The following is a 22,487-nucleotide window of genomic DNA, read 5'->3' on the forward strand; positions in this document are numbered from 1 at the left end:
AGATGTTGGTCGCGACGACCAGCAACAGGAGTCTGTCATGACTGTTTTCGGCAAGATCGCGTTCGGCTGCACCATCAGCCTCGTTTTGCTGTCCTCACCGGATTTCGCCAATGCGGCCTCGAATGGCCCGAAGATCGGCCTCCCTCCCCCCAGGATTGGGCCTACTGTTTGCGACAGTCGCGGCTGCTTCGGCTTCGGGTCGCAGCAATGGTATCGGCCGCCCGGCTATCCCCTTCCGAACACGGTGACGCCGCTCAATAGCAGGAACCGCTTTGACGACCCCCGAGTCGTTATCCCGCCGCGCACCAATGATGTCCCGCCGAGAACCGACTTTCAGGCGCCGGTCAACAATCGCACCCGCCACCAGATGTGGTGCGCCGAACGCTATCGTAGCTATAATCCCGGCACCAATCTCTACAATACACTTCACCACGGATTCCAGACTTGCCGCTCACCTTACAATTGAGCAGGAGGCTTCTGCCGCCGGTTTCAGCGCGGAGCGCATCCATTCTTCGTGTCTATATGAGGAAGCTAAAATAAATCGCTTGCTTTTTTGCCGACTTGGGCAGTCCGTAAAGTGTCGCCGCTTCCATATGGTCGCGGCGAAGGAAGGAGCCCAAAATGGCAAAGGGTCAAATCAGAAGTCACCGCGAGGCGCGAAAACCCAAGAAGGATAAAATCGTCGCTGTAAAGCAGCAGCCGGGCTCTCAGGTCAGGCAGGCTGCCAGCACGGTAAGCCTCGGCAGGAAAGACAAGTGACAGAGCGAAGGCGCGCCGGCAGGCCGCCTTCTCGATATATCAGCCGGTGTAATATCGGCCGGCGCGCCAACGAGGTGCGCGGCAGAGCATTGTTGTTAGCTTTCTAGCGATCCGCGGTCCGTATGGCCGAGATCGCGGTCGGGATCGATGACATCGCGCACCCGCTGTTTCAGCTCCTTCGGGCCGGGGAAGCCGCCGTCGCGCTTGCGCTCCCACAGCAGCTCGCCGTCGACGCGGATTTCGAAGTTACCGCCGGTGCCAGGGATCAGCGCCACTTCGCCCAGGCTGTCGCTGAAGGTCTGCAGCAGTTCCTGCGCCATCCAGCCGGCGCGCAGCAACCAGTTGCATTGCGTGCAATAGAGAATGGTGATCCGCGGCTTATCGGTCATCGTCAGGTTCCTTGTTGTTTGCTGACCTTTAGGCTCAACATTAATGGGCTGCAAGCCGGGCTCTTGCGCCGTCGATCCGCTCATGCTCATCTTTGCCCGGATAAATTTTCGGGAATCAACAGGAATGCGGGTCGCGGTCGTCGAAAATATGAGAAACACGCCGCTTGGCGCCCTTGGCATCGCGCTGGAGGAAGCAGGCGCGGAGATCGAGTGGTTCCGGGCGTGGGACGGCGAGGAGCTTCCGAAGGATGTGGCGGCGCATGACGCGTTGGTGGTGCTCGGCGGCGAGCAGAATGCCCTTGACGACGAGACCCATCCCTATCTGCCGGAACTGGCGCAGCTGATGCGCCGCTTCGAAGAGGCCGAGAAGGCCGTGCTCGGCATCTGCCTCGGCAGCCAGATCTTGGCGCGCGCCTATGAGGCCGAAAACCTCATCGGTGCAACCCATGAATTCGGCTGGAAAACGGTTGGCGTCACCGAGGAAGGCCGGGCCGATCCCCTGCTGTCTGATCTCGCCGGCGATTTCACCATCTTCCAATGGCACTCCGACACGTTCTCGCTGCCAGCCGGCGCCGTACACCTCGCGACCAACGCGGTGACCAGGAACCAGGCCTTCCGCATCGGCCGCGCCGCCTACGGCACGCAGTTCCATTTCGAGGCCAATGCCGCCGTCGTCGAAGGCTGGCGGACGGAATTCAAGGCATCGATCGAACGCAACGAGCCCGGCTGGCTGCAGCGCTATGCCGAGATTGCCGCGCAGCATGCGCCCGCGGCAGAGATTGCAGGGCTGGCGATTGCGCGGGGCTGGGTGAGGACGATTGGCGCTGACGCCAAGCTGCAGGCGGCGTCCTGAGCAATTCCAGGAAAAGTGCGTAGCGGTTTTCTGTCTGGAATTGCGAAAAAACAAAAAGATAGAGCGGTTCTAAGATTCCGTTACAAGCTGAACCGCTCCAGAGCAATTCAATCGGCTACGAAGCTTTGCCTGTCTATCGCGGCTCTCCATTGCCGGAAGCGATCTGTGCTGCCCCGCCTATGGCATTGCGAAATGCGTCGTCGAAGCTCACGCCGCGGATTTGCCAGCGATGCATTTTTCCATTTTCCGTTATCGACCAGTCGGCGACCCAGCCGAGATCCCTGTCGCTCCAGACGAGCGAACCCGCCAACGCGACATCGCCGCCGATGGTCTTGGCCATGGCATCGAGTTCTTGCGGTGCCGTCCCCGCCAAACCGGTTGTGGTGAGGCCCCGGCTGGTCAACGCTGCCTTGTCCGGCACAATGATTGCCATGGCAAGCGGCCCGGCGGCCGCCTTGAACGCGTCGATCATATAAGGGCTTTCGTCACCGTCGCGGGTCAGCACGAAACTGCGTCTGGTATCGCGTACCACCAGAAAAATCGCGAGTTTCGGGCGCGGTGACAGCCACGGCTTGTGCCCGAGCTTGCGCAGCAAGTCGTCGATGGTATCGGGCATGTAGATGCAAGTGAGGTCCTGCGGCCGGTCGTGCGTGCCTTGCTCGTCATGGATCGGGATACCTTCCAGGCGATCGCGATAGCTATAGGTCGCGACGAAGGAGCCGGCATTCGGCAGCATCGCTTGAAAAGCATTCTCCGTCGTCACGCGCTGATCGCCGCTGACCTTGACAAGCACACGACCGAGGCAATCCTTGAAGCCGAGTTCGCGATTGACCGCGCCGGTGCCGGTAACGATTGCCTGCACCTGGTAAAGCCGGCTGTGATCATCGGCGCGAGCGACGGCTGCCTGGTTGATAGCTGCGAGAGCGAAAGCGATGGCGATCGATCGTGATTTCAACATGGAGACATCTCCGAACGCTGCCATGGTGTCGTGAAAACAAGCTGCAGGCAATGTCAGATTATGACGGCCAAGCGACGTTGACGATGGCTTTGACAACCGCGTCGAGACCGCTAGATTTCACAGAAACCGGAGGAGACCAGATCATGACCCAGCCAGAATTACCCTGGGAAGGCGGATGCCGTTGCGGGCAGATACGAATCAAGGTCAGCGCCAAGCCGCTATTGACGATGGCCTGCCACTGCACCGGCTGCCAGCACATGTCATCCAGCGCCTATTCGTTGAGCGTCGCCATTCCGAGTGAAGGTTTCGAAGTCACCGAGGGAGAGCCCGTCATCGGCGGGATGCACGACGAAAACCTGAAGCACTATTTCTGCCCATACTGCATGACTTGGATGTTCACGCGCCTGGAAGGATTCGACTGGTTCGTCAACCTGCGCCCGACAATGCTGGACGACCCCCGCTGGTTCACGCCTTTCGTCGAGACCTGGACTAACGAGAAATTGCCTTGGGTGACGACGCCGGCCAAACACAGCTATGCCGCGCTGCCGGCGATGAATGAGTATGAGGGGCTGATCAAGGAATATGGGGAGCAGAACTAAAAACCTTGGAAAAGAAAGTCCGTCGCTGCAGTTATCTGGTCGCTGTGCGGGCTGAGATCGATGATTAGGTCTCCGATCTCGGTTAGGGATACTGCCCCTATCAACTGGGTCATCATGATGTAGGGTCGGTCATTGATAGCGAATCGCGGGTTTAGTCGCGTTATTGATGCGGAAACATCATCCATCGGAAGAAGTGGTACCATCATCCGAGTGTTCAATCTTTCCAGTAGGTTTGACTGAAGATCAAGAGCAAGAGTCTGGCTTTGTTTGAGGCCGTAAACATGGAACCGTGCCATCAGAACTGCCGATATTTTCCAAACGGCAGGCCGTGTTTTTCAACATAGGCATTCGCCTGTTCAATCGCCTCGGCGTTTTCCAAAAGCCATAGACGCTCGCGCTCAGCTTTTATCGCACGGGCGATGCCATCTTCGGCGGCACGCGAGATATTGATTTTTAGGCCGCGGGCTTCCGAAACTAGGCTTTCGTCAAGCGACAAATTGGCGGCTTTGCGCGCAGTCTGAGCCATGGTGTTCTCTCCACATTATGCGCAAACAATATGCGCATGCTTCGCCATTGTGAAGAGCCTCACTCATCCCCCATCTTCAAGGCGGCAATAAACGCTTCCTGCGGGATTTCGACCTTGCCGAATTGCCGCATGCGCTTCTTGCCTTCCTTCTGCTTGTCGAGCAGCTTGCGCTTGCGGGTGGCGTCGCCGCCGTAGCACTTGGCGGTCACGTCCTTGCGCAGAGCCTTCACCGTCTCGCGGGCGATGATGCGCCCGCCGATCGCAGCCTGGATCGGGATCTGGAACATGTGCTGCGGGATCAGGTCCTTCAGCTTTTCGCACATGACGCGGCCGCGCTTTTCGGCGGCAGAGCGGTGCACCAGCATGGAGAGCGCGTCCACCGGCTCGGCATTGACGAGGATCGACATCTTGACGAGATCGCTTTCGCGATAGTCGGTCAGGCTGTAGTCGAAGGAGGCGTAGCCCTTTGAGATCGACTTCAGGCGGTCGTAGAAGTCGAAGACGACTTCGTTGAGCGGCAGGTCGTAGGTGATCATGGCGCGGTTGCCGACATAGGTCAGCTCGGTCTGGATGCCGCGGCGATCCTGGCAGAGCTTCAGGATCGAGCCGAGATAATCGTCCGGCGTCAGGATCGTCGCCTTGATCCATGGCTCACGGAATTCGGAAATCTTGACGACGTCGGGCATGTCAGCCGGGTTGTGCAGCTCGATCTCGGTGCCGTCGGTCATGGTGAGCTGATAGACGACGGAGGGAGCCGTCGCGATCAGGTCGAGATTGAATTCACGCTCCAGGCGTTCCTGGATGATTTCCAGATGCAGGAGGCCGAGGAAGCCGCAGCGGAAACCGAAGCCGAGAGCGGCCGAGGATTCCATTTCGAAGGAGAAGCTGGCGTCGTTGAGGCGCAGCTTGCCCATGGCCGAGCGCAGATCCTCGAAGTTGGCGGCGTCGACCGGGAAGAGGCCGCAGAACACCACCGGCTGCGCCGGCTTGAAGCCCGGCAGCGGCTCGGCGGTCGGGCGCTTGTCCTCGGTGATGGTATCGCCGACGCGGGTGTCGGCCACTTCCTTGATCGAGGCGGTGATGAAGCCGATCTCGCCGGGGCCGAGGCTGTCGACGGCGACCATCTTCGGCGTCAGAACGCCGACGCGCTCGATCTGGTACTTCGCGTCCGTGCCCATCATGCGGATGGTCTGGCCCTTGGTCAGCACGCCGTCGATGATGCGCACGAGAACCATGACGCCGAGATAGGTGTCGTACCAGCTATCGACCAGCAGCGCCTTCAGCGGTGCCTTCTCGCCGCCCGGGCTCTTCGGTGCCGGCAGCTTGTGGACGATGGCTTCGAGGACGTCAGGAATACCGAGGCCGGTCTTGGCCGAAATCAGCACAGCGTCGGAGGCGTCAATGCCGATCACTTCCTCGATCTGTTCCTTGATGCGGTCCGGTTCGGCCGCTGGCAGATCGATCTTGTTGAGCACGGTGACGAGCTCGTGATTGTTGTCGATCGCCTGATAGACGTTGGCGAGCGTCTGCGCCTCGACACCTTGCGATGCGTCGACCACCAGCAGCGAGCCTTCACAGGCCGACAGCGAGCGCGAGACTTCATAGGCGAAATCGACGTGGCCGGGCGTGTCAATCAGATTCAGGATATAGGTCTCGCCGTTGTTCGCCTTGTAGTGCAGGCGCACGGTCTGGGCCTTGATGGTGATGCCGCGCTCGCGCTCGATCTCCATATTGTCGAGCACCTGCTCGGACATCTCGCGTTCAGCAAGGCCGCCCGTCGTCTGAATCAGACGATCGGCCAGCGTCGATTTGCCGTGGTCGATATGCGCCACGATCGAGAAATTGCGGATATGCGAAAGCGGAGTAGTGGAATTGGTGCTCATGCGCGAGCATATAGCAGCGCCGCCCCGCGCCGCAAAGCGGTAATTATCCCCCCGTTTACGCTATTTTGCAGTCAGGAAGCGGGCGTCAGACCGGCCACTTCTCCAGCCGCCAGGCTGAATCCCAGAACATCCATTCATATTGGGCGGCACGCGCAAAGGCGTCCCCCATCAGCTGGCGCTCTGGCGCCGAGGCTGCCCGGGCTGCGATGTCAGTCAAAGCGATGACTTCCCGGGCGCCGGCCGCGAATTGCGGATCGCCATAGGTATTGATCCAGGCCTGGAAGACATTGCCCTCGATCGCCGGCTTGCTTTTGATACCTTCGCCGACATGCCAGTAGATCCAGAAGCACGGCAGGATCGCCGAAAGCGCAACGGCGTAGGAGCTGTGATAGGCGGTCGCCAGAAGGAAATTTGTATAGGCGAAGCAGGCCGGCGAAGGCTCGGCAGCCGTCACATCCGCGCTCGAAATGCCGAACTGCGTCAGGAAGCCAGCGTGCAGGCCCTGCTCGACTGTGATCGCCTTCTGCGCCGAACCGAGGAAACGCAGCACCTGCGCATTGTCGGGCGCCTTTGCAGCGACGATGGCGAGGCAGCGGGCATAGTGCTTCAGATAGATCGCATCCTGCAGGATATAATGGCGGAAAACCTCAGGCGGCAGCGTGCCGTCCGAAAGTCGTTCCAGCAGCGGCAATCGCTCGATCTCGGCCATAATCGGTTTAATCTGGCCCCAGGCGGCAGCCGTGAAGCTTTCCGTCGTCTCGGTGCCCTGCGTGATGCCGTCCATGCCGCTCTCCGCTCTTGAATGCACCGCCATATATCGACCGCGTTATGGTGAAAGCAAGACTGTTCGCGAGGACTTGATTCCATCATTGGATCTTGTATTTCTCTTATAGTAGAATCATGGGCCGAAAGATGGAACTGGAACTCGAACAGGCGATCGGCATTCGCATCCGCACGCTGCGGCTGGAAAAGGGTCTCACGCTGGATGATCTCGCTTCAGCGTCCGGGGTGAGCCGCGCCATGATCTCCCGCATCGAACGCGCCGAAGCGAGCCCGACGGCTTCGCTTCTGGCGCGGGTCTGCGCAGCACTCGGTCTGTCGCTGTCGGAATTCTTCGCCGAGGAAGGGCAGGAGGCTTCACCGCTTTCGCGCCGGCAGGAGCAGCTGGTCTGGCGCGATCCCGAAACCGGCTACATGCGCCGCGCGGTCTCTCCACCGGCTACGGCGTCGGATGTCGATATCGTCGATGTCGAGTTTCCTGCCGGCGCACGGGTCAGCTTTCCGCCACATGCTGCGAGCCGTGGTATGACTCAGCACGTCTGGCTCTTCGACGGCGAGTTGGAAATGACAGTCGGCGAAACCTTATACCGCCTGAAGCCCGGTGACTGTCTCTTCATGCCTGTTGGCGACGGCCATGTCTTTCACAATCCGGGCCAAGCGCCGGCACGCTATTGCGTTGTGCTGGATCGTGGCGGCCGTTGAACAATCCAGAGGATCATGATGTCGACTATCCGCCTTCTCTCCGCCCCCGAAGCTCGCGCCGCTATTCCGGATCTTTGCGAAGTGCTTGCCGATTGCGTCAATGGCGGCGCCTCGGTCGGCTTCATGCAGCCCTACACGCCTGCTGATGCCGGAATCTATTGGCATGGCGTCGCCGAAGCCGTGGCGGACGGCGCCACGCTGCTCTTTGTCGCCGAAATGGAGGGCAAAATCACCGGCACCGTACAGGTGGGCGCAGCGCAGATGCCCAACCAGCCGCATCGCGGCGATCTGAAGAAATTGCTGGTGCACCGGTCCGCCCGGGAAAGGGACTCGCCCGCCTGCTGATGGCGGCGGCGGAACTTGAGGCCGCTAGGCGCGGCAAGACCTTGCTGGTGCTCGACACGGCGACCGGCAGCGAAGCCGAAGCCATTTATCCCCGTCTCGGCTGGCAGCGCGTCGGCGTCATCCCCGATTATGCCATGTGGCCGGAAGGCGGTCTTTGCGATACGACCTTGTTCTACAAGAGAATTGTAGCCGACTAATGAAATCGCGCATAGCCTATTTACGCGCGAGGAACGGAACGAGCGCGTCGTGCAACGCAATCTCGCCGGTCCAATGGATCGCCTGCCAGCCGAAACGCCGCGCGCTCTCGATATTCTCCTCTACGTCGTCGATGAAGACGATATCGCCTGCGGACGCTTCGGCCTTGTCGGTAGCGAGCGCGTAAAACGCCTCGGCGGGTTTGCGGTGGCCGAGAGCGGCCGAATAGAAAATGCCGTTGACATGGGTGGCGAGGCCAAGTTCTTCCATCAGATATTTCGCCCGCATATGCTCCTGGTTCGTGGCCAGGAAGATACGGATCCCATCGGCGCGATAATGCGCCAGCGCGTCGAGAAAGGCATGATCGAGGCGGGAATCGTTTTCGAACCAATAAGCGGCGAGCGCTTCGGCGCTGATATCAGGCGCAATTCTGGACAGGACCGATTCCAGTCGTGGCATCAGCGGCTCGCGCCCGACGATGATCTCGCTCCAATGAGGTTTGAAGAATTCCTTCTGAAGAAGCTCAGGCGACAGGCCGAGATCGCGCTCCAGAAACGTGAAGAGAGGCAGGCCATCCTGCGGGCGTCCATGAACGAGCACGCCATCGACATCCACCATCAGCACTTTCATGATTCGACCGGCTCCGCTGTCTAAAATTTTCGCGAGCATCATGGAGATGCGTCTCACATTCAAGCGTCTCTAAACGGTAATCCTGCTTTCGCAGGTGACAGTTCCATGCAAATCTCGGCCGTCGTTGAATGCAATGAAGAAATCGATCGGGGAGCAGCCATATGCGCGTCATCTATTCGGAAGACCACAAGCTGAGGGACGCGAAGACAGAGCTGCACGACGGTCAGCTTGTGACGCCCTTCGAAGCACCGTTTCGCGCCGAATGGATATTGGCTGCCGTAAAGGAGGCAGGTTTTGCCGATGTGGTTGCACCGGAGGTGCATGGGCTGGAAACCGCGCGTAAGGTGCATGATCAAGCCTATCTCGATTTCCTCGCAACGGTCTGGGAGCGCTGGGTTGCGGCCGGCTACAAGGGCGAGGCGATCGCCAATTCATTTGCAGTGCGGCGCACCAGCCAGCGCGTGCCGGAAAACATCGTCGGCATGATCGGCCACTATGCCAATGCCGCCGATACATCGATCACCAAGGGCTCCTACGAAGCGGCCGTCGCATCGATGCGATGCGCTCTGACCGGGGCCGATTGGCTCCATGCGGGCAATCGCTTTGCCTTTGCGCTCTGCCGCCCGCCCGGCCATCACGCCGGTTTCGATCTCTTCGGCGGCTATTGCTTCATTAACAATGCAGCCGTCGCGGCGCAGCGGCTGCGCGGCCACGGCGCGAAGAAAGTGGCCGTTCTCGATGTCGATTTCCATCATGGCAACGGCACGCAGGACATCTTCTATCGGCGCGGCGATGTCTTTACCGCTTCGCTACATGGCGACCCCATCCACGCTTTCCCCTATTTCCTCGGTCATGCCGACGAGGAGGGCGAAGGCGAAGGGCTAGGTGCGAACCGCAATTATCCGATGCTGCGCGGCACGCCCTGGGAACAATGGTCGGCAGCACTTGCCGACGCTCTCGCCCGCATCAGGAGCTTCGGCGCGGAGGCGATCGTGCTTTCGCTCGGCGTCGACACGTTCGAGCGCGATCCGATCTCCTTTTTCAAGCTGACCTCGGAGGATTTCATCCGCATGGGCAAGCTTATCGCCGGCGTCGGCCTGCCGGTTCTGACCTGCATGGAGGGCGGTTATGGCGTGCCGGAGATCGGCCTCAACGTCGCCAATGTGCTGAAGGGCCTCGAAGCCTGAGAAGCACTTGCATCAAAGCGCCTGATCGCAGGATGAAAAGTTTGAATTTGCCAGTACAGGTCCAGACCTCTAAAAACCCCGCGTGATAGGAGAGGTCATGGATCAGACGCTTATCGAGAGTGGCACGGATGGCGGCGCGGCGCTGATGCCGCATCCGGATGTTGCGCCTTCCTCTGGCGGCATTGCCGCCGGAGTGCTCATGTGCGTGATGTCCATGTCCAGCATCCAATTCGGCTCGGCCTTGTCGTCCCCGATCATCAACGCCTATGGACCCGCCGGCGCGACGTGGCTGCGGCTCGTCTTCGCGTCCGCCGCATTGGCGATCATCGTCCGGCCGAAAATCATGAGCTACAGCCGCTCGCAATGGATCGGCGTGCTGGCACTCGGCACCGTATCGGCGCTGATGACGACGTCCTTCTTTTCGGCGATTGCGCGCATTCCGTTGGGTCTTACTGTCGCCATTGAATTTCTCGGGCCTCTGTTGGTCGCGACCCTCGGCTTCGGGCTCAGCCGCCAGCTTATGTGGCCCGTCTTTGCCGCTATCGGCGTTCTGCTGTTGGCCTATGACGGCGAGGAGTGGGTGGGCAACTGGCCGGGCATCCTCTTTGCCATCGGCGCGGGAGCGGGCTGGGCCTGCTATATTCTGTTGACGAAGAAGGTCGGCAATGCCTTCAAGGGGCTCGAAGGGCTTTCCATGTCGCTGCTGGTTGCGGCGGTCGTTTCGACACCCTTCGGCTTTGCCTCCGCCGCGCCGCATCTGACGGCCTTTGGCCTCCTGGAAATAGCCGGCTTGGCACTGCTCGTTCCGCTCCTTCCCTATGTGCTGGAAATGGTGGCGCTGCGGCGCATGCCCACCTCATCCTTCGGCATCCTCATGAGCCTCGAGCCCGCGATCGGTGCCTTTGCCGGTTTCGTCATCCTGTCGCAACCGATGACGCCGTCGCAGATGTTCGGCACTGCGCTTGTCGTCGCCGCCAGCATCGGGGCAACCGTTTTTGCTACCAAAAGGTGAGCGTAAGGCACATCGCCATCTCCTGGATTCGCTCTTTGCGGCTTATACTTACGCGCCCACTATCGCTCATACTCCCACGGTTGTATAATTCCCTCGGAAAACGAGCGTTGTGTGTTCCGAGCCCACTATCCAAGGGAGGATGCCTTGCCTAGATCATCGTTGTTCCTGTCACTAGCGCTGGCTGTCGGCCTGTCCGTCACATCAATATCCGTACCGACCGTAGCAAGCGCGCAGACCCACGTTTCCATCAGCGTTGGTACCAATCTCAATAGAGGCAGAGGGATCAGCTGTAGTCAGGGTGAAAGGCTGCTCCGTAACCGCGGTTTTAGGGACGTCAGACGGGTCGACTGCCGGGGTCGTTACTTGGTTTATCGTGGCTGGAGGGGCGGTAGCCGGTTCGAGGTTGCCGTACGGCAGCGCGATGGCCGCGTTGTAGATATGCGCCGCATCAGTGGAAGGCGATAGTGTCAACAAGGTGACACCCACGATCTATACGCGCTTGTCCGGTTTTGGCGCAAAGTTGCCGTGAACGCGGTACCAGGTCGGGGCGTCTGCTACCGAATTCCACGTTCTTGCGCGGCATGCTTTAGACCTTTTTCTTCGCGGGATCTTCGAGCGCCGGATTATAAAAGAGCGACAGCGTCAGGCTTTTGGCGATGCGCTCGGCTGTTGCCTTAAACCAGGCCTTGGCTTCGTCCGAGGGTGCTATGTCGGCAAGTGTTTCGGAAAACAGCGCCAGCCACTCCGGAAAGAGGTCGGGCGCCATGCCTTCGACGCCGAGATGAGCCTGCACCGGCTTGCCGCCATAAGCACCGTTCTTGAACGCGACCGATGACCAGAAGCGTTTCATCTTTTCCATATGATCCGGCCAGCGTCCGGCAAGGCGCCCGTCAAAAACCGGGCCGAGCCGAGGATGTGCCTGAATGCGGCCGTAGAAAGTATCGACAAGCCGGTCGATGAAAGCCGCATCGATGCCGATGCGCTCCATCTCGGCCCCGGCCTTCTCACGAATGCCGGCCAGGTGCACGGCGCGGCCCTGTATGTCAGTGTTCATGTGATGCTCCTGCCGCCGCACAGCATTTTGCGCGAATACGGCGTTTGTCGAGCCCGTATCTAAGTATTTTCATGGCGTAACCAAGGTGCCGTGCCGCGGTTGCGGCAATCTGTCAAAGTCTGCGGGCGATTGGCTTGGTGTGCAAGCGCCCCCATCCCTTCGACATGATGCTGGAACGATTGGGCGACAATGACCGGTTCAGAGCGTGGTTGTTTCTGTCGACGCCATTGCCGCCAATTGAACGGCTGCCGTGAAACATCGTGCCGCTTCTCAATAGGACCAGACCGGGGGCTTTCGGGTGACGCGCTCGCGCCAGAGCCAATGCTGCTTCCTAACCCTAATCGCTGCTGGTGACAGGCGCCGCCGGTCATAGGGCTGCATGGCAATGACCCTTTGCTGGATATGGTCCATCAGCGCCTTGCAGTCGCGGATGGCCGCAAGTTCGCTGTAGGGCATCAGGCGACCCACGCGCGCGGAAATTGATCGCTTCGATAGGCGGTGGAATTCATTGAACAGAAGCGCAATACGCACCGTTGGTGACACGCGGCTCACCATCTGGAAAAGTAGGCTGTTCTGCCCCTCGATGAAAATCGGCAGAACACTAGCCCTGCCCATCTGGATGAGTTTGGGAAAGAACATCTTCCACGGCAGCTCCTCGGCAGGACCGAAGCCGCGCGGCGCGGTCGCCACGCCGCCGGACGGAAAGATGCCGATGGTGACGCCATCGCGCAGCAGCTTGATCGCCTCGCTGCGGGTGGAAAGATTGATCTCCATCGCCTCGGGCGTCTCATCGAAGGAGATTGGCAAGATATAGGGCCGGAATTCCGGCACCTTCATCATGCGTTCGTTGACGATCACCCGGTAAGGCCGGCCGAAATGTTCGGCAATGGCGCCGAGCGCCATGCCGTCGGCCACGCCGAACGGGTGGTTTGCCACCATGACGATCGGGCCTTCCGGGATTTCATGCGGCGGCCACTCGCCGTTAATGCGGAAATCGATTCCACACATTTCCAGCAAGCGACCGAATGGATGTTGAGAAAAACCGTGGACATCGACGCGCCAACGTTCATAGACTTCCTCCACCGCGTTGCGGCCAAGTGCACCCTCCATATTTCGGATGGCCATGCGCTTGACGATATGATCCTCGTCGCTGGCATAGGAAAGGACGCTCACGACCGCATCCTCTTGAAAAGGTGCGCGTGGGGCTTGTTGTAATCTACCTCATGGTTGCCCGGATGGTTCGGTTCGGCGATGCAAGGGGCCGGAAGCGTGGCCTTCTCGGCTGATATCAGTTTGTAATTCATGTTTTCCCTCTAATGGCTCGTGCCATTCAATCATGCTTTTATGATGAGAGATCAATTACTTACGTCGAGAAAATTACGTGGGCGCGAATGAAGAGCAATCACTGGAGCGCATATATGTGTGGCCGGGAACAAAATTGATATGTTTAGAAAGCTTTACTGAGACGATTGGCAAATACTTCATGTAATTATTGCTCAACCGAAGGCTGGAGACACTCGCATGTTGCCAGAGCGATCGCTGCCGTTCGAATGTGGCCCAGAACATAATCCGGCCTCTAGAGCTTGACCAGCGCGATTACCCACTTTAGTTTTAGAATAATTCTAAAATGGAGACTCTTATGTTGCTGAGGTTTTTCCGCTCGCCGAAACGTTCTTTTGCCTCTTTGTCCGAACAGGAAATTCTTGCCGTCGCGATTGCCTCGGAAGAGGACGACGCACGCATCTATCTCGCCTATGCCGATATTCTAAGAGCCAATTACCCCGACTCCGCCAAGGTGTTCGAGGATATGGCCGAAGTCGAGGATACCCATCGCAAAACACTGATCGACATGCATCGCAAGCGTTTCGGTGAGCGCATTCCGCTGATCCGGCGCGAGCATGTCAGCGGCTTCTATGAACGCAAGCCGGATTGGCTGCGCAAGAACCTGTCGCTTGAGGCCATCCGCAATGAGGCGGAGGACATGGAGCAGCAGGCTTATAATTTCTATGTCGAGGCGGCCAAGCAGGTTTCCGACGCCTCGACGCGCCAGCTTCTCGGCGATCTCGCGCTGGCCGAGCAAGGCCATGAAGACATCGCCCGCATGCTCGGCGATAAGCACACGCCGCAATCGGTCAAGGAAGAGGAAGACGCGAGCGCCCGCCGCAAATTCGTGCTGACCTATGTGCAGCCGGGCCTTGCCGGTCTGATGGACGGCTCCGTCTCGACGCTGGCGCCGATCTTTGCGGCGGCCTTCGCGACGCAGCAGACGTGGCAGACCTTCCTGGTCGGTCTATCGGCGTCCGTCGGTGCCGGCATTTCCATGGGCTTTACGGAAGCCGCCCATGACGATGGCAAGATTTCCGGCCGCGGTTCGCCGATCAAGCGCGGCCTTGCCTGTGGCATCATGACGGCGCTCGGCGGCCTTGGTCATGCGCTTCCCTATCTCATTCCCGATTTCTGGACGGCGACCATCACCGCCGCCATCGTCGTCTTCTTCGAACTCTGGGCGATTGCCTTCATTCAGAACAAATATATGGAGACGCCTTTTCTCCGTGCCGCTTTCCAGGTCGTCCTTGGCGGTTCCCTGGTGCTTGCCGCAGGCATATTGATCGGGAATGGGTGAGACGCGTTCGGCGACGCCGACAAAACGATCCAGTGTTTCGTTTCGAGCATCGAACGCCCCCTTCGACAGGCTCAAGATGCCCAAGCGCAGGGCCGGCGGTGCGGCATAGGTGATGTCTTGTCGGCCGACCGGACGAAGATAAGCCCGCCATCACGAAATGTTAAAGTTCGGAACGCTCCCTAGAGCCACCGGTTACCACCACGAGGCCGCTCTTGGCCTCGTCTGAAAACCCAAGGAGATAATCCAATGGCAAATCAAGGTGGAAGCCACGATCAGCACGTCAAGGCTGGCCAGCAGAGCCACAGGAGCATGGACGCAAAGAGCCACAACGCTTCGTCCCCCGGCTCGCATGAACAGCAATCGAGCGGCACACGCGGCGGCACCCATGAGCAGCATGTCAAGGCTGGTCAGTAAAGCCATAAGAAAAACTAATGGCGATATCGTTTCGTCCATGCCCAAAGGGCAGGGACTGTTCTAATCATTTTCGGAAAACAGAAGGCCGGCAAATTTGCCGGCCTTCTGTTTAGGTTCGGTGCTTATTGCGCTTATTTGACCGCGCCGACCAGAACGTCGTTGCCGTTTTCGATGGTGACCCAGCGGCCGGCGTTGTAGCTGGCCTGACGCTTCAGGTAGGAATAGGGGGTCTGGTACCAGGCCTTCACCTCGTCATCGAGATTGTCGAGAATAAAGTCGCCCTGCTTGGTGCGCAGTGTCAGCACGGCATGGCCCTCGCCATCGGGCTTGCGCACGACGGTCATCAGCAGGTTGGCAGCGGAAATGCCCTGCTGCATGAGAAGCCTGCGCTTCAGAAGCGCGAAATCCTCGCAATCGCCGGCCGTCTTCGGGTATTCCCAATATTCTTCCTGGCCGTAGACTTCCATGTCGGTGGCCGGCGTGATGGTCTTGTTGACGCGCAGGTTGATCTCGTTCACCAGCACCCAGCTAGCCGCGTTCATATCGACAGGACCGGCATTGCGCGTCGGGCCGCATTCGTCGGCGTGACGCTCGCAAAATTCATAATGCCCGATGGGCTGCGACGTGACGCCGCCGATGGTCATCGATGCGGTGTTCTGGGGGGCCGGCATCGCCGACGACGACATCGCAACTATAGCTGCGAAGGCAACGAATACGCCCTTAATACGCACGCCCACTATCCTTGTATCGTCCCTGCATTTGTTAACAAATTGTTAATGTAGGGGGGTGCGCCAAGTCAATCATTACTTAAGTGTTAACAGCGGAACCAGCCTTTATGGTTAATTTCAGCACAATCAAAGAGATAGTTGCCACAATTGTCTGCCTCTTATGATTACGGAGGCGCACGCAAATTCTACCCGGCGGAGGGGCGGTCCGCTGGTTTTGCTATAAGCTATCTATCTGTTTTTACGGATGATTATGGAGCGCCAATGTCTCTGCCGCGCTCAACATGCGCTCGATATCCTGCGGCCTCGACAGCCGGTGGTCGCCATCACGCACAAGTGTTAACACGACATCATCGGCCGGCAAATGTTCGACCAATTTTAACGAATGCGAAAACGGCACATCCTGGTCCTGCATGCCCTGCAGGATATGGACCGGGCAACCGGTTTCGATGATGCCGGTCAAAACGCGGTTGGCGCGGCCGTCCTCGATAAGGGCGCGGGTGAAGATATTCGGTTCCAGGCTATAGTCCGAGGGTTCCTCGAAATAACCCCGTTCGGCAAGCGATGTCAGCTCAACATCGGAAAGGTTCGGCTCGATGAGGTCGATGGTGAAGTCCGGGGCGGGCGCAATCAATACCAGGCCCTGGATGGCGGGCGTCTTCTTGCGTTTGCGCAGCTCCTGGATAAGCCTCAGTGCGATCCAGCCGCCCATGGACGACCCGACGAGGACGATACGCTTCGGCTTGGCGTGGTCGATGACGGCAAGCGCCTCCTCCAGCCAGCGCGAGATCGTGCCGTCGGTGAACCTGCCGCCGGATTGGCCATGGCCCGAATAGTCGAAGCGGATGCAGCTAAGACCCAGCCGCTCTGCCAGCGCGTCGAGCTCCAGTGCCTTGGTGCCGCTCATGTCGGAACGATAGCCGGAGAGCCATACGAAAGTCGGCCCTTTTACGCCCTTCCTGGCTGCGCGCAATTGCATGGCAATTTGCCGTTGATCGTCGCCGTTGCCAATGGAAAGGAAGGAAGGTTCAAGGCTGTCAGCCACATCGGACATGAAGAAACTCCTGAAATTTTCCGATCTATAAAACAGATTCGCGCGCGCATGACCCCAAAAAATCCTCGCGATTTTGGGAAAGGCTCATGCGCATTTTTAGGATGTTATTGTGTCCTTTGCGCATCTTACGGCTGCGCTGCACAGTAATGGTACACGGGAGGTGATTTTTTCCTGGCATCATGCTATTGACTTCACCACAGCTTTTACGACATTTCCGTCAGTTGCGCCGACGGGAGCGAGAGGCTGCAGCAATCCGAAACAATTCGTGGAGAGTACGACCATTCGCAGACCCTTTAAAGCCGACGCGCCCGTAAAGGACGGGCCGCGTTCCAACAGGGAAATTCGCATTCCCAAAGTTCAGCTCATCACGGCTGACGGCCAGAATATGGGCATTGTTCCGACCGACCAGGCATTGAGAATGGCAGAGGAGGCCGGTCTCGATCTGGTGGAGATTTCCCCCAACGCTGAACCGCCTGTGTGCAAGATCCTCGATCTGGGCAAGCTGAAATATGCCAACCAGAAGAAGGCCGCCGAGGCGCGCAAGAAGCAGAAGATCGTCGAAGTCAAAGAAATCAAGATGCGCCCCAACATCGACACCCATGACTATGAGGTGAAGATGAAGGCGATCGGCCGTTTCTTCGAAGAAGGCGACAAGGTGAAGGTGACCTTGAAGTTCCGCGGCCGCGAAATGGCCCACCAGGAACTCGGTATGAAGCTTCTCCAGCAGGTCAAGGAAGATACCCTTGAGATCGCCAAGGTGGAAGCCGAGCCCAAGCTCGAAGGCCGTCAGATGATGATGGTGCTCGCGCCGAAGTGAGGCGTGAGCGAAAGTAAGAGGCCGGAGCCGTCCCATGGGGCGGCTTTTTCCTTTTATGTCGCGGGTTGATGCCTGTCATCGATCTGCAAAAGAATCCCGCCTTATGCCCGTTGCACTTATGGGCAACTGCGGTTATAAGCGCGCGTCCGAACTGACCGGCAGGGCATGCCGTGGCAGTTCAGAATGCTGGCGGGGCGGTTCGTCACCGTATCCGCCGTTCAACAACAAACGCTCCGGCACCTTGTTGCAGCCCGGCCTAGCCGGATCTGTGGGAAGGGCTTTTTAGCAAAGCGCGCCAGGAAGCATCGAAGGAGTAGCAAAATGCCCAAGATGAAGACGAAGTCCTCTGCCAAGAAGCGGTTCAAGATCACCGCGTCCGGCAAGGTCAAGGCCGCCGCTGCTGGCAAGCGCCACGGCATGATCAAGCGTACCAACAAGTTCATTCGCGACGCCCGCGGCACCATGGTTCTCGCCGAACCGGATGGCCGTAAGGTTGTCAAGAACTACTTGCCGAACGGTCTCTAAGACTATTCGTAACGCTATAGACTAAGGAGATCATGATATGGCACGCGTAAAAAGAGGCGTTACCGCCCATGCCAAGCACAAGAAGGTTCTGAAGGCAGCCAAGGGTTTCTACGGCCGTCGCAAGAACACCATCCGTACCGCCAAGGCCGCCGTCGACCGCTCCAAGCAGTACGCTTACCGCGACCGCAAGATCAACAAGCGCAATTTCCGCGCCCTCTGGATCCAGCGCATCAACGCTGCCGTCCGCGAATTCGGCCTGACCTACGGCCGCTTCATCGACGGTCTGAACAAGGCTGGCATCGAAGTCGACCGCAAGGTTCTCTCCGACATGGCAATCCATGAGCCGGAAGCTTTCGGCGCGCTCGTCGCCGCCTCCAAGAAGGCGCTAGAATATCTCAAGGACGCCGGCACGAAGAATGAGTTCGAAGCGGCCGTTAACTAAGCCGTCTCGCGCGTATTTCGTGTATTCATTGCAAACCCGCGCAGGCAAAACCGGCGCGGGTTTTGTGTTTTGCAGCACGCGCAATCGAGCCAATGTGGCTTGGTCAAAGCGTGTGCAACCTGGGCGGTGGCCGAACTTCGGCATATGACCCGCTTTCTGGCGGGTTTTTGTCGTTTGCCCGGTTGATTGGCCGCGTGCACATCGGTAGTGATCTGCAGCGCTTCATCGTTGCCTCCAGCTATCTGATGTATGTGTTCACCAATTATTCTGCGGAATAGCGGCGCGGTGAGCCCGCCCTCCGCAAGGCAGGACAAGATGACGGAACTCGATACTCTTGAAACCCAACTCATGGCCGACGTGGCCGCTGCCACGGACGAGCAGACGATCGAAGCCGTCAGGGTGGCTGCTCTGGGCAAGAAGGGCTCGGTTTCGGAACTGTTGAAGACGCTGGGCAGCATGTCGCCGGAAGAGCGGCAGACGCGGGGCGCTGCGATCAATGCGCTGAAGAATTCGGTGGCCGACGCGATCAACGCGCGCAAAGGCGCGCTGAAGGACGCTGCGATCGAGGCGAAGCTGAAGGCGGAGACGGTGGACGTCAGCCTGCCAGTGCGCTCCTCGCCTGCCGAACGCGGCCGCATCCACCCGATCAGCCAGATCGTCGACGAGATCACCGCGATCTTCGGCGACATGGGCTTCTCGATCGCCGAGGGTCCTGACGTCGAGACCGACTATTACAATTTCACGGCGCTGAACTTCCCGGAAGGGCATCCGGCCCGCGAGATGCACGACACCTTCTTCTTCCAGCCGGATGAAAAGGGTGAGCGCAAGGTGCTGCGCACGCACACCTCGCCGGTGCAGATCCGGACGATGGAAGCGCGGAAGCCGCCGATCCGCATCATCATTCCCGGCAAGACCTACCGTCAGGACAGTGACGCCACGCACTCGCCGATGTTCCATCAGGTGGAGGGCCTGGTGGTCGACAAGACGGCGAATGTCGCCAATATCCGTTGGGTACTCGAAGAGTTCTGCAAGACCTTCTTCGAGGTGGACAATGTGACGATGCGTTTCCGCCCGTCCTTCTTCCCCTTCACCGAACCCTCGTTCGAGGTCGATATCCAGTGCGACCGCTCCGGCCCGATCGTCAAGTTTGGCGAAGGCACCGACTGGATGGAGATTCTCGGCTGCGGCATGGTGCATCCGAACGTGCTGCGCTATGGCGGCCTCGATCCGGACGAATATCAGGGCTTTGCCTGGGGCATGGGCCTCGACCGCATCGCCATGCTGAAATACGGCATGCCGGACCTGCGCGATTTCTTCAACGCCGACGTCCGCTGGATGAACCACTACGGCTTCCGCCCGCTCGACATGCCGACGCTGTTCGGCGGTTTGAGCGCGTAAGGAAGGGATAAAGCACATGAAATTCACACTCTCCTGGCTGAAAGAGCACCTGGAAACGGACGCCACGCTCGACGAGATCTGCGCCCGCCTGACGATGATCGGGCTGGAGGTCGAAGATGTCGACGACAAGGCGGCGTTCAAGCCCTTCGTCATTGCCAAGGTCCTGTCGGCCGAAAAGCATCCGCAGGCCGACCGGCTGAAGGTGCTGATGGTCGACAATGGCTCCGGCAAACCGATCCAGGTCGTCTGCGGTGCGCCGAATGCCCGCGCCGGCCTCGTCGGCGCCTTCGCCGCCCCCGGCACCTATGTGCCGGGTATCGACGTGACGCTCACCGTCGGCAATATTCGGGGCGTCGAAAGTCACGGCATGATGTGCTCGGAAAAAGAGCTGGAAATCTCCGACAGCCATGACGGCATCATCGATCTGCCGGAAGATGCGCCCGTCGGCACCAGCTTTGCCGCCTATGCCGGCCTCGACGATCCGATGATCGAGATCAATTTGACGCCGAACCGCCCGGACTGCACCGGTGTCTATGGCATCGCGCGTGACCTCGCCGCTTCCGGCCTCGGCACGCTGAAGCCTCGCCTGACGCCGACCTTTGCCGTCGACGGTGAAACGCCGGTTGATTTGAAAATCGAACTCGACGATGCCAGCCTCTGCCCCGGCTTTGCGCTTCGCCTCGTGCGCGGCGTCAAGAACGGCCCGAGCCCGAAATGGATGCAGCAGCGGCTGCTGGCAATCGGCCTTCGCCCGATCAACGCGCTGGTCGACATCACCAACTACATGACCTTCGACCAGGGCCGGCCGATGCACGTCTTCGACGCCGCCAAGGTCAAGGGCAATCTCGTCGTCCGCCGTGCCGCGGATGGGGAGACGGTGCTGGCGCTCGACCAGCGCGAATACAAGCTTGGCCCGAACAACGTCGTCATCGCCGATGACAACGGCGTCGAGTCGATCGGCGGCGTCATGGGCGGAGAACACTCGGGCTGCGATGAGAACACCGTCGACGTGCTGATCGAATCGGCGCTTTGGGATCCGATGAACATCGCAAAGACCGGCCGCAGCCTCGGCATCATCACCGATGCCCGTTACCGCTTCGAGCGCGGCGTCGATCCGGAATATATGGTTCCTGGCCTTGAGCGCACGACCGAGCTGGTGCTCGCCTGCTGCGGCGGCACGGCCGCCAAGGCCAAGGTCGAAGGCTATAAGGGCTATGACGCGAAGATCGTCGATTTCCCCTTCTCCGAGGTCAAGCGTCTGACTGGTCTTGATGTCTCCGTGGAAGAGGGCAGGTCGATCCTGACGAAGCTCGGCTTTTCGGTTTCCGGTTCGGGCGAGCGCGTCTCCGTCGCCGTGCCCCCGTGGCGGCCGGATGTCGACGGCAAGGCCGATCTGGTCGAAGAGATCATGCGCATCCACGGCGTCGACAATATCAAGCCGGCGCCGCTCGCAAGCCACAACGCCGTCAACGGCAAGATCCTGACGACGCTGCAGATCCGCACCCGCACTGCCAAGCGCGCACTTGCCTCCCGCGGCATGCTGGAGGCTGTCACCTGGTCGTTCATCTCGGAAGATCAGGCCAAGCTCTTCGGCGGCGGGTCCAATGCGCTGAAGCTGGCCAATCCGATCGCCGCCGACATGTCCGACATGCGCCCCTCTCTATTGCCGGGCCTGCTGTCGGCCGCGCAGCGCAATGCCGACAAGGGCTATGGCGATGTCGCGATCTTCGAAGTTTCCGGCACCTATGAAAACGATCGGCCCGAAGGCCAGCGCCGCGTCGCCGGCGGCATCCGCCGCGGCACGGCGGCGCTTTCGGGCGCCGGCCGCATGTGGTCGAATGCCGCGACCGGTGCAGGCAAGTCCGTCGATGTCTTTGACGCCAAGGCTGATGCGCTGGCGGTGATCGAAGCCTGCGGTCTGCCGATGGGCAATATCCAGATCGAACAGGGCGGTCCTGCCTGGTATCATCCGGGCCGCTCGGGAACGATCAAGATGGGCCCGAAAGTCGTGCTCGGCTATTTCGGTGAATTCCATCCGAAGACGCTGGAAGACCTCGATGTCACCGGCGCGCTCGCCGGCTTCGAGGTCTATGTCGACGCGATGCCGGAGCCGAAAAAGAAGACGACGCGCACCAAGCCGGCACTGGAGCTTTCGCCGTTCCAGGCGGTCAAGCGCGATTTCGCCTTCGTGGTCGACAAGTCGGTGGAAGCCGGCGCCGTCATCCGCGCCGCCACCGGAGCCGACCGCAAGCTGATCACCGGCGTCAATGTCTTCGATATTTTCGAAGGCGCATCGCTCGGCGACGGCAAGAAATCGATCGCCATCGAAGTGCAGATCCAGCCGGCCGAGCGCACGCTGACCGACGAGGATTTCGAGGCGCTGACGCAGAAGATCGTTGCCAATGTGACGAAAACGACGGGTGGGGTTTTGCGGGGGTAATGAGATTGTCCTTCTCCCCTCGGGGAGAAGGTGCCGACAGGCGGATGAGGGGGGCGAGGAGTGGAACGACGAGCACCTTGAGCGCAAGCGAAAGGTCACTCTTTACGTGAAGAAAGCCCCCCTCATCCGACCCTTCGGGCCACCTTCTCCCCGAGGGGAGAAGGAGTTTACGGCGCC

At 59.5% G+C, this 22,487-nt stretch carries 25 protein-coding genes and 1 pseudogene; 15 read left to right on the top strand and 11 right to left on the bottom strand.

The window, feature by feature from the left end; genetic code table 11:
• Positions 1-37 precede the first annotated feature (37 nt).
• Together CCGE525_RS01825 and CCGE525_RS38180 are read left to right on the top strand one after the other, a co-directional pair.
• Positions 38-466 (top strand): BA14K family protein, encoded by a 429-nt coding sequence (locus CCGE525_RS01825; RefSeq protein WP_120706197.1) that lies wholly within the window; start codon positions 38-40, stop codon positions 464-466.
• A gap of 155 nt (positions 467-621) precedes the next feature.
• Positions 622-759, top strand: a complete 138-nt coding sequence (locus tag CCGE525_RS38180; RefSeq protein ID WP_162950106.1) for a hypothetical protein — start codon at positions 622-624, stop codon at positions 757-759.
• Between the two features lie 95 nt (positions 760-854).
• Here CCGE525_RS38180 and CCGE525_RS01830 read toward each other — a convergent pair whose 3' ends face one another.
• A complete protein-coding gene (locus CCGE525_RS01830) occupies positions 855-1,148 on the bottom strand; it encodes an Rdx family protein (RefSeq protein WP_120702796.1) in 294 nt (97 codons plus the stop codon).
• A gap of 124 nt (positions 1,149-1,272) precedes the next feature.
• Here CCGE525_RS01830 and CCGE525_RS01835 point away from each other — a divergent pair, with 124 nt between their 5' ends.
• A complete protein-coding gene (locus tag CCGE525_RS01835) occupies positions 1,273-2,001 on the top strand; it encodes a type 1 glutamine amidotransferase (protein ID WP_120706198.1) in 729 nt (242 codons plus the stop codon).
• Between the two features lie 133 nt (positions 2,002-2,134).
• Here CCGE525_RS01835 and CCGE525_RS01840 read toward each other — a convergent pair whose 3' ends face one another.
• Complete coding sequence (locus tag CCGE525_RS01840) at positions 2,135-2,959, bottom strand: DUF2066 domain-containing protein (protein ID WP_162950107.1); 825 nt, start codon at positions 2,957-2,959, stop codon at positions 2,135-2,137.
• Between the two features lie 143 nt (positions 2,960-3,102).
• Between CCGE525_RS01840 and CCGE525_RS01845 the strand changes: the two genes are divergently transcribed.
• Positions 3,103-3,558, top strand: coding sequence for a GFA family protein (locus CCGE525_RS01845; RefSeq protein ID WP_120706199.1), 456 nt, complete (start codon positions 3,103-3,105; stop codon positions 3,556-3,558).
• Here CCGE525_RS01845 and CCGE525_RS01850 read toward each other — a convergent pair.
• The 4 genes from CCGE525_RS01850 to tenA form a co-directional block, all read right to left on the bottom strand.
• The gene (locus CCGE525_RS01850; RefSeq protein ID WP_120702798.1) at positions 3,555-3,854 is read right to left on the bottom strand and encodes a CcdB family protein; all 300 of its coding nucleotides are present in this window, start codon (positions 3,852-3,854) and stop codon (positions 3,555-3,557) included. The genes CCGE525_RS01845 and CCGE525_RS01850 overlap by 4 nt on opposite strands.
• The gene (locus CCGE525_RS01855) at positions 3,854-4,084 is read right to left on the bottom strand and encodes a type II toxin-antitoxin system CcdA family antitoxin (protein ID WP_120702799.1); all 231 of its coding nucleotides are present in this window, start codon (positions 4,082-4,084) and stop codon (positions 3,854-3,856) included. The genes CCGE525_RS01850 and CCGE525_RS01855 overlap by 1 nt, the downstream gene beginning before the upstream one ends.
• A gap of 59 nt (positions 4,085-4,143) precedes the next feature.
• The gene (lepA, locus tag CCGE525_RS01860) at positions 4,144-5,967 is read right to left on the bottom strand and encodes a translation elongation factor 4 (protein ID WP_120702800.1); all 1,824 of its coding nucleotides are present in this window, start codon (positions 5,965-5,967) and stop codon (positions 4,144-4,146) included.
• Positions 5,968-6,052: 85 nt separating this feature from the next.
• Positions 6,053-6,751, bottom strand: coding sequence for a thiaminase II (tenA, locus tag CCGE525_RS01865; RefSeq protein WP_120702801.1), 699 nt, complete (start codon positions 6,749-6,751; stop codon positions 6,053-6,055).
• Positions 6,752-6,879: 128 nt separating this feature from the next.
• Here tenA and CCGE525_RS01870 point away from each other — a divergent pair, with 128 nt between their 5' ends.
• Positions 6,880-7,449, top strand: coding sequence for a helix-turn-helix domain-containing protein (locus CCGE525_RS01870; RefSeq protein ID WP_120706200.1), 570 nt, complete (start codon positions 6,880-6,882; stop codon positions 7,447-7,449).
• 18 nt (positions 7,450-7,467) lie between these two features.
• Positions 7,468-7,991 (top strand): annotated as a pseudogene (locus CCGE525_RS01875) (N-acetyltransferase family protein).
• A 16-nt stretch (positions 7,992-8,007) separates the two neighbouring features.
• Here CCGE525_RS01875 and CCGE525_RS01880 read toward each other — a convergent pair.
• Positions 8,008-8,619 carry an HAD-IA family hydrolase gene (locus tag CCGE525_RS01880; RefSeq protein WP_120706201.1) on the bottom strand — a complete coding sequence of 204 codons (612 nt, stop codon included), beginning with the start codon at positions 8,617-8,619 and terminating at the stop codon, positions 8,008-8,010.
• 161 nt (positions 8,620-8,780) lie between these two features.
• Here CCGE525_RS01880 and CCGE525_RS01885 point away from each other — a divergent pair, with 161 nt between their 5' ends.
• Positions 8,781-9,806, top strand: a complete 1,026-nt coding sequence (locus tag CCGE525_RS01885) for a histone deacetylase family protein (protein ID WP_120702802.1) — start codon at positions 8,781-8,783, stop codon at positions 9,804-9,806.
• Between the two features lie 97 nt (positions 9,807-9,903).
• Entirely contained in the window at positions 9,904-10,818 is a 915-nt protein-coding gene (locus CCGE525_RS01890; RefSeq protein WP_120702803.1) for an EamA family transporter, read from the top strand.
• A gap of 586 nt (positions 10,819-11,404) precedes the next feature.
• Here CCGE525_RS01890 and CCGE525_RS01900 read toward each other — a convergent pair.
• Together CCGE525_RS01900 and CCGE525_RS01905 are read right to left on the bottom strand one after the other, a co-directional pair.
• Positions 11,405-11,872, bottom strand: a complete 468-nt coding sequence (locus CCGE525_RS01900; protein WP_120702804.1) for a group III truncated hemoglobin — start codon at positions 11,870-11,872, stop codon at positions 11,405-11,407.
• 270 nt (positions 11,873-12,142) lie between these two features.
• Positions 12,143-13,045: a lysophospholipid acyltransferase family protein gene (locus CCGE525_RS01905; RefSeq protein ID WP_245472072.1), complete on the bottom strand. Its 903-nt coding sequence runs from the start codon at positions 13,043-13,045 to the stop codon at positions 12,143-12,145.
• Positions 13,046-13,511: 466 nt separating this feature from the next.
• On the opposite strand from CCGE525_RS01905, the gene mbfA reads away from it, so the two are divergent.
• Positions 13,512-14,495, top strand: coding sequence for an iron exporter MbfA (mbfA, locus tag CCGE525_RS01910; protein WP_120702805.1), 984 nt, complete (start codon positions 13,512-13,514; stop codon positions 14,493-14,495).
• 246 nt (positions 14,496-14,741) lie between these two features.
• Positions 14,742-14,909 carry a hypothetical protein gene (locus CCGE525_RS38185; RefSeq protein ID WP_162950108.1) on the top strand — a complete coding sequence of 56 codons (168 nt, stop codon included), beginning with the start codon at positions 14,742-14,744 and terminating at the stop codon, positions 14,907-14,909.
• A 131-nt stretch (positions 14,910-15,040) separates the two neighbouring features.
• Here the strand turns inward: CCGE525_RS38185 and CCGE525_RS01915 are convergent, their stop codons facing one another.
• The gene (locus CCGE525_RS01915; RefSeq protein WP_120702806.1) at positions 15,041-15,640 is read right to left on the bottom strand and encodes a transglutaminase-like cysteine peptidase; all 600 of its coding nucleotides are present in this window, start codon (positions 15,638-15,640) and stop codon (positions 15,041-15,043) included.
• Between the two features lie 235 nt (positions 15,641-15,875).
• Positions 15,876-16,688, bottom strand: coding sequence for an alpha/beta hydrolase (locus CCGE525_RS01920; protein WP_120702807.1), 813 nt, complete (start codon positions 16,686-16,688; stop codon positions 15,876-15,878).
• A 280-nt stretch (positions 16,689-16,968) separates the two neighbouring features.
• Here CCGE525_RS01920 and infC point away from each other — a divergent pair, with 280 nt between their 5' ends.
• The 5 genes from infC to pheT all read left to right on the top strand — a co-directional run bounded on the left by infC (position 16,969) and on the right by pheT (position 22,310).
• Positions 16,969-17,505: a translation initiation factor IF-3 gene (gene infC, locus CCGE525_RS01925; protein WP_181315998.1), complete on the top strand. Its 537-nt coding sequence runs from the start codon at positions 16,969-16,971 to the stop codon at positions 17,503-17,505.
• A gap of 321 nt (positions 17,506-17,826) precedes the next feature.
• Complete coding sequence (gene rpmI, locus CCGE525_RS01930) at positions 17,827-18,030, top strand: 50S ribosomal protein L35 (RefSeq protein ID WP_028750884.1); 204 nt, start codon at positions 17,827-17,829, stop codon at positions 18,028-18,030.
• 37 nt (positions 18,031-18,067) lie between these two features.
• On the top strand, positions 18,068-18,472 hold the full coding sequence (rplT, locus tag CCGE525_RS01935; protein WP_104821695.1) for a 50S ribosomal protein L20: 405 nt from the start codon (positions 18,068-18,070) through the stop codon (positions 18,470-18,472).
• 315 nt (positions 18,473-18,787) lie between these two features.
• Positions 18,788-19,870, top strand: coding sequence for a phenylalanine--tRNA ligase subunit alpha (pheS, locus tag CCGE525_RS01945; protein ID WP_120706204.1), 1,083 nt, complete (start codon positions 18,788-18,790; stop codon positions 19,868-19,870).
• 16 nt (positions 19,871-19,886) lie between these two features.
• Entirely contained in the window at positions 19,887-22,310 is a 2,424-nt protein-coding gene (gene pheT, locus CCGE525_RS01950; RefSeq protein WP_120702809.1) for a phenylalanine--tRNA ligase subunit beta, read from the top strand.
• The last annotated feature ends 177 nt before the right edge of the window (positions 22,311-22,487 follow it).

Origin of the sequence: Rhizobium jaguaris, assembly GCF_003627755.1 — a bacterium.
Lineage (GTDB): Bacteria > Pseudomonadota > Alphaproteobacteria > Rhizobiales > Rhizobiaceae > Rhizobium > Rhizobium jaguaris.